The sequence below is a fragment of the Pseudomonas sp. zfem001 genome, assembly GCF_032621725.1.
GTDB classification, from domain to species: domain Bacteria; phylum Pseudomonadota; class Gammaproteobacteria; order Pseudomonadales; family Pseudomonadaceae; genus Aquipseudomonas; species Aquipseudomonas sediminis.
On record NZ_JAVYJI010000001.1, the window covers coordinates 312,108 to 324,902 of the forward strand.

The 12,795-nt window shown below is 61.9% G+C and carries 13 protein-coding genes and 1 pseudogene; 8 read left to right on the plus strand and 6 right to left on the minus strand.

Features of this window, described 5'->3' with window-relative positions; all coding sequences use genetic code 11:
* Nucleotides 1–118: 118 nt before the first annotated feature.
* Nucleotides 119–2,263 carry an ATP-dependent DNA helicase DinG gene (gene dinG, locus RTH74_RS01565; protein WP_017677812.1) on the minus strand — a complete coding sequence of 715 codons (2,145 nt, stop codon included), beginning with the start codon at nt 2,261–2,263 and terminating at the stop codon, nt 119–121.
* A gap of 140 nt (nt 2,264–2,403) precedes the next feature.
* Here dinG and RTH74_RS01570 point away from each other — a divergent pair, with 140 nt between their 5' ends.
* On the plus strand, nt 2,404–2,868 hold the full coding sequence (locus RTH74_RS01570; protein ID WP_004423810.1) for a CopD family protein: 465 nt from the start codon (nt 2,404–2,406) through the stop codon (nt 2,866–2,868).
* Nucleotides 2,869–2,908: 40 nt separating this feature from the next.
* Here the strand turns inward: RTH74_RS01570 and RTH74_RS01575 are convergent, their stop codons facing one another.
* From RTH74_RS01575 to RTH74_RS01585, 3 genes and pseudogenes are all read right to left on the minus strand, one after another.
* Nucleotides 2,909–3,670 carry a collagen-like protein gene (locus RTH74_RS01575; protein ID WP_316913538.1) on the minus strand — a complete coding sequence of 254 codons (762 nt, stop codon included), beginning with the start codon at nt 3,668–3,670 and terminating at the stop codon, nt 2,909–2,911.
* Entirely contained in the window at nt 3,663–3,965 is a 303-nt protein-coding gene (locus RTH74_RS01580) for a DUF1145 domain-containing protein (RefSeq protein WP_316913539.1), read from the minus strand. Before RTH74_RS01580 ends, RTH74_RS01575 begins: the two co-directional genes overlap by 8 nt.
* Nucleotides 3,966–4,256: 291 nt before the next feature.
* Nucleotides 4,257–4,610, minus strand: a pseudogene (locus RTH74_RS01585) (OmpA family protein); the annotation flags it as partial.
* Between the two features lie 439 nt (nt 4,611–5,049).
* Here RTH74_RS01585 and RTH74_RS01590 point away from each other — a divergent pair.
* The 3 genes from RTH74_RS01590 (at nt 5,050) to RTH74_RS01600 (ending at nt 7,217) form a co-directional block, all read left to right on the plus strand.
* Complete coding sequence (locus RTH74_RS01590; RefSeq protein ID WP_125835619.1) at nt 5,050–5,547, plus strand: DUF6231 family protein; 498 nt, start codon at nt 5,050–5,052, stop codon at nt 5,545–5,547.
* Nucleotides 5,548–5,551: 4 nt separating this feature from the next.
* A complete protein-coding gene (locus RTH74_RS01595; protein WP_316913540.1) occupies nt 5,552–6,034 on the plus strand; it encodes a YchJ family protein in 483 nt (160 codons plus the stop codon).
* A 67-nt stretch (nt 6,035–6,101) separates the two neighbouring features.
* The gene (locus RTH74_RS01600; RefSeq protein WP_316913541.1) at nt 6,102–7,217 is read left to right on the plus strand and encodes a hypothetical protein; all 1,116 of its coding nucleotides are present in this window, start codon (nt 6,102–6,104) and stop codon (nt 7,215–7,217) included.
* Between the two features lie 68 nt (nt 7,218–7,285).
* On the opposite strand, the gene RTH74_RS01605 is transcribed toward RTH74_RS01600, so the two are convergent.
* Complete coding sequence (locus tag RTH74_RS01605) at nt 7,286–7,840, minus strand: hypothetical protein (RefSeq protein WP_316913542.1); 555 nt, start codon at nt 7,838–7,840, stop codon at nt 7,286–7,288.
* 192 nt (nt 7,841–8,032) lie between these two features.
* Between RTH74_RS01605 and RTH74_RS01610 the strand changes: the two genes are divergently transcribed.
* The 4 genes from RTH74_RS01610 (at nt 8,033) to RTH74_RS01625 (ending at nt 11,827) form a co-directional block, all read left to right on the plus strand.
* Nucleotides 8,033–8,530, plus strand: coding sequence for an LEA type 2 family protein (locus RTH74_RS01610; protein WP_099522091.1), 498 nt, complete (start codon nt 8,033–8,035; stop codon nt 8,528–8,530).
* A 17-nt stretch (nt 8,531–8,547) separates the two neighbouring features.
* Nucleotides 8,548–8,742 (plus strand): SEC-C metal-binding domain-containing protein, encoded by a 195-nt coding sequence (locus RTH74_RS01615; RefSeq protein WP_039964455.1) that lies wholly within the window; start codon nt 8,548–8,550, stop codon nt 8,740–8,742.
* A gap of 7 nt (nt 8,743–8,749) precedes the next feature.
* The gene (locus RTH74_RS01620) at nt 8,750–9,214 is read left to right on the plus strand and encodes a DUF2489 domain-containing protein (RefSeq protein ID WP_316913543.1); all 465 of its coding nucleotides are present in this window, start codon (nt 8,750–8,752) and stop codon (nt 9,212–9,214) included.
* Nucleotides 9,215–9,313: 99 nt separating this feature from the next.
* Nucleotides 9,314–11,827, plus strand: a complete 2,514-nt coding sequence (locus RTH74_RS01625; RefSeq protein WP_316913544.1) for a penicillin acylase family protein — start codon at nt 9,314–9,316, stop codon at nt 11,825–11,827.
* Between the two features lie 247 nt (nt 11,828–12,074).
* Here RTH74_RS01625 and RTH74_RS01630 read toward each other — a convergent pair whose 3' ends face one another.
* Nucleotides 12,075–12,767, minus strand: a complete 693-nt coding sequence (locus RTH74_RS01630; protein WP_316913545.1) for an NUDIX domain-containing protein — start codon at nt 12,765–12,767, stop codon at nt 12,075–12,077.
* Nucleotides 12,768–12,795: the final 28 nt, after the last annotated feature.

Below are 12,795 nucleotides of genomic sequence, written 5' to 3' on the forward strand. Positions count from 1 at the left end.
ACGAAGGCAAGACAAGGCGAAAACGATCGAGAAAGCGGAGTTTACGTGCTGTAAATGAGCATTTCGAGATCGTTTTCAACGCAGTATTGCCAAGTGCAGCCATTTTGTAGACACCCTCTCAGTCGATCTGCCGACGAAACGGCGGCAAGGCATTGAGAATGGCCTTGCCGTAGCGCTGGGTAACCACACGCCGATCCAGCAGGGTGATAGTGCCGCGATCAGCCTCGGTACGCAGCAGGCGACCGCAAGCCTGCACCAGACGCAGCGAAGCGTCCGGCACGGCGATTTCCATGAAGGGATTGCCGCCACGCGCCTCGATCCACTCGGCCAGCGCCGCCTCCACCGGGTCATCCGGCACGGCGAAGGGAATCTTGGCGATCACCACATGCTCGCAGTAGGCGCCAGGAAGGTCGACGCCCTCGGCGAAACTGGCCAGGCCGAACAGCACGCTTTCCTCGCCTGAATCGACACGCGCCTTGTGCTTGTTCAGGGTCTCCTGCTTGGACAGGTTGCCCTGAATGAACACGCGTTTGCGCCAGTCGCGATCCAGGCCGTCGAACACGTCCTGCATCTGCTTGCGCGAGGAGAACAACACCAGCGTCCCGCGACTGCCTGCCACCAGGCCCGGCAGCTCGCGGGTGATAGCCGCCGTATGCGCAGCAGCCTCACGCGGGTCGGCCTTGAGATCCGGCACGCGCAGCAGGCCGGCATCGGCATGATGGAAGGGGCTTGGCACTATCGCCGCGACCGCCGCCTTGGGCAGGCCGGCACGCATGCGATAGCGGTCGAAGGTGCCCAGCGCGGTCAGGGTCGCAGACGTCACCAAGCAGCCATGGGCAACGTTCCACAGGTTGCGGCGCAAGGTCTCGGCGGCGAGGATCGGGCTGGCGTTGACCTCGATATCGAACAGCGCACCGCTCTCGGCCAGGGTCAGCCAGCGCGCCATGGGTGGGCTTTCCTCGGGGTCTTCAGCGGTGAAGGCCAGCCACAATTCCCAGTTGCCCTTGGCGCGCGCCATCAGGCTGCCGAACAGCGGATACCACTCCTCGGCCTGGTGGCTGGCGATGCCCACGGCGCCCTCGCCGTCCATGGCCTCCTTGAGCAGCTCGGTAACGCCGGTGAACAGGTCATTGAGCTTGGAGAAGCCCTTCTTCAGTTCCAGACCCAACTCGGTCAGATGCTCCGGCACCACGCCGCCGACGAAGCGATGACGCGGGCGCTCGCGTCCTTCCATGTCCTCGCCGGCCTTGAAGTCGGCGATCTGCTCGCAGGCAGCGAACATGAACTGCTGCTGAGTCTTCAGCTCACGCGCCAGCTCCGGCACCTGTTCGATCAGACGGCCGAGATCGCCCGGCAACGGGTTCTGCGCCAGCAGCTTGGTCAGGTTCTTGTCGATCTGCGTAAGCCAGTCGGCAGTCGAGCGCAGGCGGGTAAAGTGGGCGAAGTGGCCGATGGCCTTGTCCGGCAGGTGATGGCCCTCGTCGAACACATAGATGGTTTCGCGCGGGTCGGGCAGTACCGCGCCACCGCCAAGCGCCAGGTCGGCTAGCACCATATCGTGGTTGGTGACGATCACGTCGACCTTGCCCATGCCCTCGCGCGCTTTATAGAAAGCGCACTGCTGGAAATTCGGGCAGTGACGATTGGTGCACTGGCTGTGGTCGGTGGTCAGTTGCGCCCAGCGCACGTCTTCCAGCTCCTCCGGCCAGCTGTCGCGGTCGCCATCCCATTTGTTGCCGGCGAGCTTCTCGATCATCGCGGTGAACAGCTTCTGACCCTGCTCGTCGACGTCGATGCGAAAGCCTTCTTCCTCGAACAACTGCGCGGTAGCGCTCTGCGCGGCGCCGTCCTGCAGCAGGTGGTCGAGCTTGGACAGGCACAGGTAGCGGCCACGCCCCTTGGCCAGGGCGAAGCTGAAGTTCAGGCCGCTGTTGCGCAACAGATCAGGCAGATCCTTGTGCACGATCTGTTCCTGCAGGGCCACGGTGGCGGTGGCGATCACCAGGCGCTTGCCAGCAGCCTTGGCGGTGGGGATGGTGGCCAGACTGTAGGCCACCGTCTTGCCGGTACCGGTGCCCGCCTCGACCGCCACCACGGCAGGATCACCCAGACGCTTGCCCTCGTCATCGGTCTTGATGGTGCCGAGCACCTTGGCGATCTCGGCGATCATCAAGCGCTGGCCATAGCGCGGCTTGAGCGACTTGGCCTCGAGAAAGCGCGAATAGGCGCCCTGGATCTGGGACTTGAGTTCGGTACTGAGCATGGATTCTGAAACGAAAAAGGCTGGATAAATTTTCAGTATTCGCGGAGCGGTCGCTATCATAGCGCGGCAATCGATCTGGCGCTGACTCGCGTGCCAATCGAATGAACCGACCTGCCAAACGGCCCCTCTGGAGATACCGCATGACACCTTACGCACCACTCTATGCGCTACACCTGCTGGCCGCCGTCGTATGGGTCGGCGGGATGTTCTTCGCCTGGATGATCCTGCGCCCGGCGGCGGTGGACATACTGGAGCCGCCAGCACGCCTGCGCCTGTGGCTGAGTGTGTTCAAACGCTTCTTCGTCTGGGTCTGGATAGCGGTAGCAGTCCTGCCCTTGACTGGAGTCGGCATGCTGCACATGAGCTACAGCGGTTTCGACGCCGCGCCGCGCTACGTGCATATCATGATGGGGCTGTATCTGGTGATGCTCGCCCTGTTCCTGCGTATTCAGGCGCTGCAGCTGCCGCAGCTGCGGCGCGCCGTGGAGAGCGAGAACTGGCCTGCAGGCGGCGAGGCGCTGGGGCGGATTCGCAAGGTGGTCGGCAGCAACCTGCTGATCGGCCTGGCACTGATGACGCTGGCGGCCATGCGCCCGGTATTCTGACTGGCGCTGCTGCCTTGCGAACCAAGGCAGCAGCAATTATTCAGAACCGAAACACCTGCACGGCACCACTGCGGCCCGCCGCACCTTCGCGCCCAGGCTGGCCAGGTTTGCCATCGGCCGCACCATCTACACCGTAGAGCAGGCAGCCCTTGGCAGCGCCCCCACGGCCGGGGCGCCCCGCCGAACCAGCTGCACCACCCGCGCCGCCATCGAGCAACACCTGCATGCGCTCGACCTCGACGTGGTGAGGTACCTCCAGCACCACGCTGCCGCCTGCAGCACCTTCATGCCCATCGGTGCCGTCCTGACCATCGTGGCCAGCACTGGCCTGACCCCAGGTGCAACCACCCGGCTGCCCATGCGCACCATCGAGCCCGGCATAACCCGGTCTGCCCTGACCACCGCGCACATCGAGGGTCAAGGATTCGAATGTCAGCTTGTGCAGCTTGAGCTTGATCTCCCGCCCAGGCGTGGCTGGCCGGGTATAGGTGCCAGCGGCACCTTTGGCGCTGATCCAGGCGCCCGGGCCGATATCGGCGTCCTCTACCACCAGTCGCAGTGGCTGATCGCTGGGCGCAACGCCAATACGCGCGTCGCGGCCCATCAGCAGCTCACCGATATGCAACTCGGTCACCGTTGCCGGAATCATCAGGGTCGCCTGATCCGCCACTTCCAGTCGCTCAAGCTGCAGACTGCTGCTGGCGACCGGTAAGCGCATCAAGGTATTGGAAGGTACCTTGACCTGCGTAGCAGCAAGTGAAGTACCCGCAAACAGGCAGAGCAACAGCGTGAAACTACGCATGAGTAGCCTCCTCAAACGCTGCTGCCATGCATTCGGACTTGTGCTCTACCTTCAGCGGGTAGAGGTGGAAAACGCCGAACAGCAGGACCTGTAGACGATCCAGCCAGGGGCTAGCGCGACCGGACAGGAGGTCTGAAAACAGCCACAGTTGCACGCCATGCAGCAACGCAAGAAAGGCCGCGAGCACATAGACGAGTTGTTCGAACGGGGTACCGAAACGCTTGGCCAGCGCCGCCCCGAATACCAGCCAGAAGGCCAAGGCCAGTACCTTGCCCATCGTCAACAATGTTTTCATCCCCGCCCTCTTGCGCAGCTATTTTCTAATTAGCGCTGCACGTTACCCCCTCGCAACAATGACCACCAGAGCGACGAATATTTTTTAACGACTTTGTTTATCACCCGCGAACGCCAGAGTGCCCCGCTGCATCCGTCATGGGCGCGGCCCACTATCAGCGAGGAGGTGCAGGTACAAGGAAGATTGCGCGCAAGCCGCGGTCAGCGGCAGATTCCACACAAGAAAAGGCCCGACCGATGAAAATCGGTCGGGCCTTTTCGGGTGACGCCTTATCCGGTTGAGCGAAGCGCCTTACGGCTGAGCTTCGACCTCGGCTTCTACGCGACGGTTGATGGCACGGCCATCAGCAGTGGCGTTGTCGGCAACCGGGCGGCTCTCGCCATAGCCCACCGCCTGCACACGACCGGACTCGACACCGTACTGGTTGACCAGAACGTCGCGAACGGCACTGGCACGGCGCTCGGACAGACCCTGGTTGTAAGCATCGCTGCCCACGGAGTCGGTGTGACCTTCAACCACAGTGCTGGTCTGCGGATACTGTTTCATGAAGTCGGCCAGGGCTTTGATATCGCCGTAGCTTTCCTGCTTGACCTGGGCCTTGTCGAAGTCGAACTTGACGTCAAGCTCGACACGAACGGCTTCGGCCGGCTCGGCAACGGCAACCTCCTCGACAACGACTTCTTCGACAACGGCAACCTGCTGCGCTTCGGCACCGTGTACCCAGCAATAGGCTGCGGCCATACCGGCACCCACCAGCGCACCACCACCTGCCCAGGTAGAACTTTCGATTGCCCCTAACGCCGCACCACCCACACCGCCTACAGCTGCGCAGGTGGGCCAGTCGGTTTTCTGCAAGCCGGCACAGCCGGTCAGCAGGGTACTAGCCAGAATCAGGGGTACTGCGTTCCTTGTGATACTCATACTTTAGGTCTCCAATGTTCATCGGCCCATAACCGACTCAATAGTAGTAAAGACAGGAGTTGTACAATCCGCCAGCTATAGCAGCTTCTGCGGATAATTTTCTCTCACTCTAGGCCTGATACCGACACCAAGTTAGTCTTTGCAGACTTTTCGAGGAAGTTCGATGACCGCCAGCCTTAGCACCCGTACTCCACAGCAAGCCATTGCGGCACTGCTTGCCCGCTATACCCCCGAGAAACTGCTGTTGCTCGGGGCAAGCGAACTACCCGCAGTCAGCGCCTTTCACAGCGCCCACCCGCAGTGTCAGGTCACCACCGCACCTGCTGCCCCCCTGGCGCCTGAACTGGCCGCACAGCGCTTCGACCTGGCAATTCTGGTCGATTGTCTGGAGCACTTACCCAAACGCGATGGACTGCAACTACTGGGCGGCATCCGCAATCTCAATGCCAGTCGGGTCGCCGTATTGCTCGACCTGAAGGCATGTGGTTGGCAGGAAACCGATCTTTTCGCCCTGGCTTTGCAAGCCAGTGAACAGTTCCAGCGCGAGGGACAGACCCTGCATCTGTTCACCTATGATCTGCTTGATTACAAGCAAGTTCCCGACTGGTTGAACGCAAAATTCTGGGCTAATCCACAAAACTTCGGCAAATACTGGTGGTAGAGCGATGAACCCACTCGATCCCAATTGCCCCTGCGGCAGCGGCAACCTGCTGAGCCAGTGCTGCGGTCGCTATCATGCGGGGGCCAACGCTCCCAGCGCGGAACTTTTGATGCGCTCGCGCTACACCGCTTATGTACTGGGCCTGGTGGACTATCTGGTCGCCACCACTTTGCCTGCCCAGCAACAGGCGCTCGACCACGACGCCATGGCTGCCTGGAGTGCGCAGAGCACGTGGCTGGGACTGGAAGTCGAGGGCAGCGAGATATTCGGCGGCAAACCGGAGCACGCCCAGGTCACCTTCGTTGCCCGCTGGCACGATGACAACGGCGAACATCGTCACCGCGAATGCTCCGCTTTCGTTCAGGTGGACGGACGCTGGTTCTTTCTCGACCCCACGGCGCCACTGAAAGCCGGACGCAATGACCCGTGTCCCTGCCAAGGCGGGCAGAAGTTCAAGAAGTGCTGTGCGCCCTACCTGAGTGCCTGATTGGCGTTAATCCTGCTTTCTGCTTCAGTTGAAACGTCCCGCGAGGACACTCAACAAGGAGAAAGCCATGCACAAGAAAAGTGGTATCGCTCTTATCCTGGCCGGCCTGCTGGCAGGCTGCGCCAACCAGCCCGGCGGGCTGCAAGGGGAAACGCTGGATCTGGGTGACAGCCAGCGCGTCAGTCGCCTGTTCGCCTACCCGAACAACTGCAGCGTGATCTGCTACCGCGACTGGACGCTGGAACAGACGGTCGAGCACTACCTGCAACAGAGCCTGACGCGCGATGGTTACCCCCAGGCCAACGTGCGCGTAACCCGTAACGGGGAACGCATTCATGCCATCTTCGACGGCGCGCCAACGGATTACGGCAAGCCGCTTCTGCAACTGCTCGACACCGGTGACCTGGCCTATCAGGGCGCCAGCCAGCTGAATCGTGACGGCAAATGGCAGTACAACTGGTACTTCTTCCTGCCCCTGGGCATGGCCCTGGAGAACCGCAAGAGCGTCGAGTTGCTGCACTTCCCGCCGGACTACTCACTGACCCAGGCTCAGGACTACCTGCGCTCCAGCACCACAGACCGCTGGGCCTCTCTGCTCAGTTTCAATGGTGTACAACCAGAACACACACCCGCTTATCAGACCATCGTCGACATCGCTCCGATTGCCGCCCCAGCCAGTGCCGGCAGTGCTCTGGAAGGCGTCTATGGCTACTTCACCAGCTATCAACGGCGCATGGTCAGCGAGCTCAGCGTCGGCCCGGGGAATGCCAGCCTGCCGATGGTCGCCTTTGGCGCGCCGGTGCGCAGTTGGATCACACAGCAATACGGAGTGAATCTGCCGGTGCTGGGCCTCGGCCAGATCGAGGCGCGGCCTGGACAGCAGGTCCCCGTGCTCGGCGCCAACCATCCCAGCTATATCTGGTATGCAGCCGACCCTGCCAACAACAAGGGCAGCGAGGCCGCCGCCAACGCAGCAGGAATCAAGGTCATGGGGCAGGATCTGAGCGCCGCCTGCTGGCAGGCCAACATGGGCCGGCAACCGGCAGTTGATCCGCAGCAGACGCTCAATACCTGCACAGAGAAATGGCAGGTGACGGAGAAACTGCAAACCTGCGAGCTGTTCTACACCAGCGTGCGCAACCTCAAACCTGAGGAGGCCACTGCCAAGTGCAAGGCGGGTTAGCGGCCCTGAACGCAAAAACGCCGTGGCTGCCTGGGGCAGCTCACGGCGTTTCATTGCCTGCAGGACAATCAATCCTGCAGTTTCAGGTGCGAGGTGTCCGGCGCAGGAGCGGGAGCTACAGGCTTGGCTTGGCCCATATCGCTACCGACGGGAGCCAGACTGAACTGCGAAAGATCGACCTGTGGTGGCGCAGCGTCGGGTCTGGCGTCTTGCAGATTGCTGCCCACCGGAGCGATATCGAAATCCGGCGCATCCACATCACTGAACGCGGCCATGTACTCATCTCGTGGAGCGACCTGCAGGCGACCCGGCCTGGCCGCAGCGGGGCTGGCTACCGGCGCAGGTTCCGACTGTACGGGCGGTGGCGGAGCCAACTCGACCTCCTCGATCACCACGTCCATGTCGACGACCTCGACCCGAGCGCCGGCCCGTTCCAGGGTCGCACGGTATTTCTCCGCGGCAGCGGCATCGAGGTTGTTCTTGATCACGATGCGACGCCCAGAGAATAACTGGGCAATGCGCTGAGCATCGGCCTGGAACAACTTGGCCATATTGGCTTTGACCAGCTCCGGCTGGGCGCCCGGCACCAGTTGCCCGGAGAAGGCGATCTCGTAGCGACTCATGGTCACACTCCTGTCCTATTCGCCGCTCAGTATGGCGCAGGTTCCTTTGCCCCGACACTGCAGGCTTCTCATTCATGCTCTCCCGAACCTCGACAGCACCAGACCACCCCACTATCTCATTGAAAATAATGAGTGCTTCCCCGTTGCAGCCAAGCGCTTGCTTGTTACACTGAGCCGCAATGGGGGTATGAAATGTTTTCTCAGGCGCAAATGATAAGAATTATCAGCCTATTGATGTTTTTTGGCCTGCTTTCAGGCCTGACAGGATGCTCCACCTGGATGACAGGTGGCTTCAAGGACCCGGACGTCCAACTCATCAAAGTTGATGTGGTCAAGGCCAGGCTGCTCGAACAGGAGTTCCGCCTGCGCTTTCGAATCGACAATCCCAACGGCGTCAGCCTGCCGGTGCGTGGGCTGGACTACAACGTCCATCTAAACGGCATCCAACTGGCCGAGGGCTACTCCAACGAGTGGTTCACCGTGCCCGCTCACGGTCATCACACTTTCGAAGTACCGGTGCGCACCAACCTCTGGCGTCATGTGCGACAGATCGTCAAAGCGCTGGAAAAACCGAACGAGCCAATTCGCTATAGCCTCAAGGGCCAGGTAAAAACCGGTATGTTATTCGGCCGCAGCGTGCACATGGCGCGCAATGGAGAGATAATTCCCGGCGATTTCATCCCCGAATAACCTGCATGAGTAACACCATGAGCAACCAACCCCACGTCCACGGCCCTGACTGCAACCATGACCACGATCATCACGATCACGACCATGTGCACGGCCCGCACTGCAACCACGGCCATCAGGAGCCCGTGCGCAACGCGTTGAAGGATGTCGGCCGTAACGATCCTTGCCCGTGCGGCAGCGAGAAGAAATTCAAGAAGTGCCACGGCGCCTGAACCGCGCATGGATGCTCTGAGCCTCACACTACTCCTGACCGGCCTGCTGCTGATCGCGGCGCTGGCCACCTATGCCTGGCACCTGTGGCGCCGCGTATGGGCAAACCAGCGCGTGCGCGACGAAGCACAGCAAGAACGCCAACAACGTATCGGCGGCGATCTGCACATTCTCGCCAGCAGCCTGCTCGACGAGCAGTTGCCGCTGATCGAAGGAGCCATCCGCATCAAGGTGCTGCTCGACAACTATGACAGCGCCTTGAGCAATGACAGCCGTTGCCAGGTGTTCCATCTGCTCTTCGAGGCGACCGCCGAAGTACCCACGCATGCGGGCTGGAAAGCGTTGGACAAGGCCGAACGGCGCCGCTTCGAGAAACGCTTCACCGAACTGGAGCTACAACACAAGGCTGCTGCGCGTGTCGCTGCACGCTGGTTGCTGGATGAAGGGTTAAAGAGGCCTCAGGCGAACGCCTGAGGCCTCTTGCCAGGTCGCGGTAGCCTCATTACCTTGGCGCCTTTGTGGCCGGTCCCTGCGTGACCGGCCTCGACCGACCGCACACCAAGGAAATTCGCCATGCGCACGCTGGCCTGCCTGATTCTCGCCGCCTCACTGACCAGCCTCGTCGGCTGCCAGTCCCTGCTCAATAGCCGTTATGCCGACAGCGTGCCACCCACCCGCGGCGTCGAGCGCATTCAGGGTGTGGCAGAAAGTGCATCGGTGCGACGCAATGCCCTCGGCATGCCACTGATCGAATCGAGCAATTTCCACGACGCCCTGTTTACCCTGGGCTACGTGCACGCGGGTGATCGCCTCAGCCAGATGGTCGGCATGCGCCTGCTGGCTCAGGGCCGCCTGGCCGAAATGGCAGGGCCGGGCGTGCTGGAAATGGACCGGTTCATGCGCGCGGTCAACCTGAAAAAGAGTGCGGAAATTCTCTACGCCGACGCCTCGCCACGCCTGAAGCGTTTCTTCGAAGTCTATTCGCGCGGCGTCAACGCCTACCTGTTCCGCTACCGCGATCGCCTACCGATGGATCTGGCCGAATCCGGCTACCGTCCCGAGTACTGGAAGCCCGAGGACTCCGTGCTGTTGTTCTGCCTGCTCAACTTCGGTCTGGCGGTGAACATGCAGGAAGAGATCGCCGCGCTGACCATGGCCCAGCGCGTGGGCACCGACAAGCTGCCCTGGCTGCTGCCGATCTACCCAGACGAACCGCTGCCCTTCGCCGAAGCAGAAAAACTCGCCGGTCTCGACCTCAAGGGCCAGCTACCGGGCCTGCAGGCAATTTCCCGCACCGCAGCGCAGATCGCCGAACAGCACATGCTCGGCGTCGCCGCCTCGAACAACTGGGCCATCGCCCCGCAGCGCAGCCGTGGCGGCAAGAGCCTGCTGGCCAATGACACACACCTGCCGCTGAGCATGCCTTCGCTGTGGAGCTTCGTGCAGATCCGCTCGCCCAAGTACCAGGCCGCGGGCATCTCCCTGGCAGGCGTACCGGCAGTAGTTGCTGGCTACAACGGCAAGCTGGCCTGGGGCATGACCATGGTCATGGGCGACAACCAGGACATTTATCTGGAGCGCATCAAACGCGAAGGCAGCCGCCTGATGTACCAGGCGGACGGCAAATGGCTGCCGGTCGCCGAACGCCAGGAGACCTTCTTCATCAAGGGGCAACGCCCGATTCGCGAAACGCTTTACGAGACCCGTAATGGTCCACTGCTCAACTCGGTGCTGGGCGAACGCAAGCATATGCTGCAGCCCCTGACTCTGCAGAGCGGTTACGGCCTGGCGCTGAAAACCACGCAGTTCGAACGTGACCAGAGCCTCGACGCCTTCTTCGACCTGTCGCGCGCGCAGTCGGTGGACCAGGCCTTCGATGCGACGCGGGAAATCCGCGCCATGCCGCTGAACATCGTCTTCGCCGACGCCCAGCACATTGGCTGGCAGGTCACCGGTCGCTACCCGAATCGCCGCGAAGGTCGCGGCCTGCTGCCCTCCCCTGGCTGGGACGAACGCTACGCCTGGGATGGTTTCGCTGACCCGATGCTCCACCCCTACGATCAGGACCCGCCACAGGGTTGGCTGGGTACCGCCAATGAGCGCAGCGTGCCGCCCGGTTACGGCATGCAGTTGTCCAGCTCCTGGTACTACCCGGAGCGCGCCGAGCGCATTGCCGAGCTGGCCGGCAACGGTCGTCACGATGGCCGCAGCATGATCGCCATGCAGTACGACCAGACCTCGCCCTTCGTCGCCAAATTGCAGGCCATGTTCAACGACCCGGCCATGCACGACTCATTGCGCCAAGCCATCGCCGCCCTGCCGGCTGGGCAACGCGCACGTGCCGAAGAAGCGCTGCAACGCCTGCTGGCGTTCGACGGCAAGCTCGCTGCCAGCTCTGCTGATGCCGCCATCTACAGCGCCTTCCTGCATGAGAGTGCGCGGTATATCTTCCTCGACGAACTGGGCCCGGAAGACAGCCCGGCCTGGCAGGCGCTGGTGCAAACCGCCAACACCTCCTACTCGGCGCAGGCCGATCACCTGCTTGGGCGTGCCGACAGCCCGTTCTGGAACGACATCCGCACGCCAGAGCAGGAAGACAAGCCGATCATCCTCGCACGCAGCCTGGCCGCCAGCATCGAGCTGTTGGAAAGTCGATTGGGCGCCGAGCGTCGCAACTGGCAATGGGGCAAGCTGCATACCTATGAGTGGGTGACCGATACCACGCGCATGGCGCCTTACATGAGCGCCAGTCAACGCAGCAGCATCAACGCCTTGAAAGGTTATCTGGATCGCGGCCCCTATCCCGCCGGGGGCGACCACAGCACGCTGAACGTCTCTGCCTACGCCTGGGGCCAGGACTTCAATACCTTCCTCATCCCGGCCATGCGTATCGTGGTGGATTTTGCCGCCGACGAGCCGTTGGTCGGCGTCAACAGCTCAGGGCAGTCGGGCAACCCAGCCAGCCCGCACTACGCCGACGGCATCGAGGCATGGCTCAAGGGCGGCTACATGAGCTTCCCGTTCAAGGCAGAGAATCTGGATAAGGTCTATGGCAACCAGCGCCTGTTGCTGATGCCGGCCAAGTAATGACCGTTCGTCGGGCGGCGCTGAACCTTTGCCTCAGCGCCCACTCTGAATAATCGACTTACTCCATAGATCATCGTTTTAAGGCGCCCTTGGCGCCTTTTCTTTTGCCCCGAAGAAAAAGATGGCTTTTTTCCATCACCGGATGGAACTTCTCGGACAAAGCAGGTTCAGAGACCATGCATCGATTGAAATGCTCCCCTGGCGCCTCTGGCGCCTATTTTTTTGCCTGCAATTCAGAGCACGCCTGCTAAGCCAGCAGGCTGCGGTCGAAGATAAAGGCCTCACCCGCGTGTGGGCTGTGCGCCAGCAGATTCTGCGGCCGCCCCATCTTCGGGTAATTCTTCTCGCCGGTATCACCGATCCAGCCTTGCGCCTTCATCCGCTCCAGCCTCCCGCGCAAGGTGGTGTGTTGCACAGGCTCACCCAGACACGCCTGAAATGCCGTCAGCGCATCGGTCACGGTGAATCGCGGTGCCAGCAGGTACAGCGGCAGCGAGCTGTAGACCGACTTGCCACGCAGCCGCTCAGCCGCCAGACGCACCAGCTGTGCGTGGTCGAACGGCAATGCCTGTTCCCCTGCAATGACACCCGCCAACTCGACGAACCGCAGGTTTTCATCCTCTGGCTCGGCATCAGACGCCAACAGCGCCAGGTAGCAGGTGCTCAGCGACCAGCCGCGTGGATCGCGCACACCATTACCGACTGTCGCCACCTGCTCCAGATACTGCGGTTGCAGGCGCGCCTTGTCGGCCAGTGCACGGGCAGCGGCGGCGTCCAGGCTGGCATCGGCACAACGGCCGTTGACCAGCACGCCCGGCAGCGCCCATTGCCCAGCGTAAGGTTCACGCTGGCGACGCAACAGAAGCACCTGTAGCGTCCCCTCCTCGCTCAAACGCAGGGCAACGATATCCACCCCGGCCAGCACCTCAACTGCACTCATCCTGTTGCTTGCTCCTTCATGTACTTAT

Coding starts and splice junctions, on each gene's coding strand:
- dinG (WP_017677812.1), bottom strand. CDS start 2,263: ATGCTCAGTACCGAACTCAAGTCCCAGATCCAGGGCGCCTATTCGCGC.
- RTH74_RS01570 (WP_004423810.1), top strand. CDS start 2,404: ATGACACCTTACGCACCACTCTATGCGCTACACCTGCTGGCCGCCGTC.
- RTH74_RS01575 (WP_316913538.1), bottom strand. CDS start 3,670: ATGCGTAGTTTCACGCTGTTGCTCTGCCTGTTTGCGGGTACTTCACTT.
- RTH74_RS01580 (WP_316913539.1), bottom strand. CDS start 3,965: ATGAAAACATTGTTGACGATGGGCAAGGTACTGGCCTTGGCCTTCTGG.
- RTH74_RS01590 (WP_125835619.1), top strand. CDS start 5,050: ATGACCGCCAGCCTTAGCACCCGTACTCCACAGCAAGCCATTGCGGCA.
- RTH74_RS01595 (WP_316913540.1), top strand. CDS start 5,552: ATGAACCCACTCGATCCCAATTGCCCCTGCGGCAGCGGCAACCTGCTG.
- RTH74_RS01600 (WP_316913541.1), top strand. CDS start 6,102: ATGCACAAGAAAAGTGGTATCGCTCTTATCCTGGCCGGCCTGCTGGCA.
- RTH74_RS01605 (WP_316913542.1), bottom strand. CDS start 7,840: ATGAGTCGCTACGAGATCGCCTTCTCCGGGCAACTGGTGCCGGGCGCC.
- RTH74_RS01610 (WP_099522091.1), top strand. CDS start 8,033: ATGTTTTCTCAGGCGCAAATGATAAGAATTATCAGCCTATTGATGTTT.
- RTH74_RS01615 (WP_039964455.1), top strand. CDS start 8,548: ATGAGCAACCAACCCCACGTCCACGGCCCTGACTGCAACCATGACCAC.
- RTH74_RS01620 (WP_316913543.1), top strand. CDS start 8,750: ATGGATGCTCTGAGCCTCACACTACTCCTGACCGGCCTGCTGCTGATC.
- RTH74_RS01625 (WP_316913544.1), top strand. CDS start 9,314: ATGCGCACGCTGGCCTGCCTGATTCTCGCCGCCTCACTGACCAGCCTC.
- RTH74_RS01630 (WP_316913545.1), bottom strand. CDS start 12,767: ATGAGTGCAGTTGAGGTGCTGGCCGGGGTGGATATCGTTGCCCTGCGT.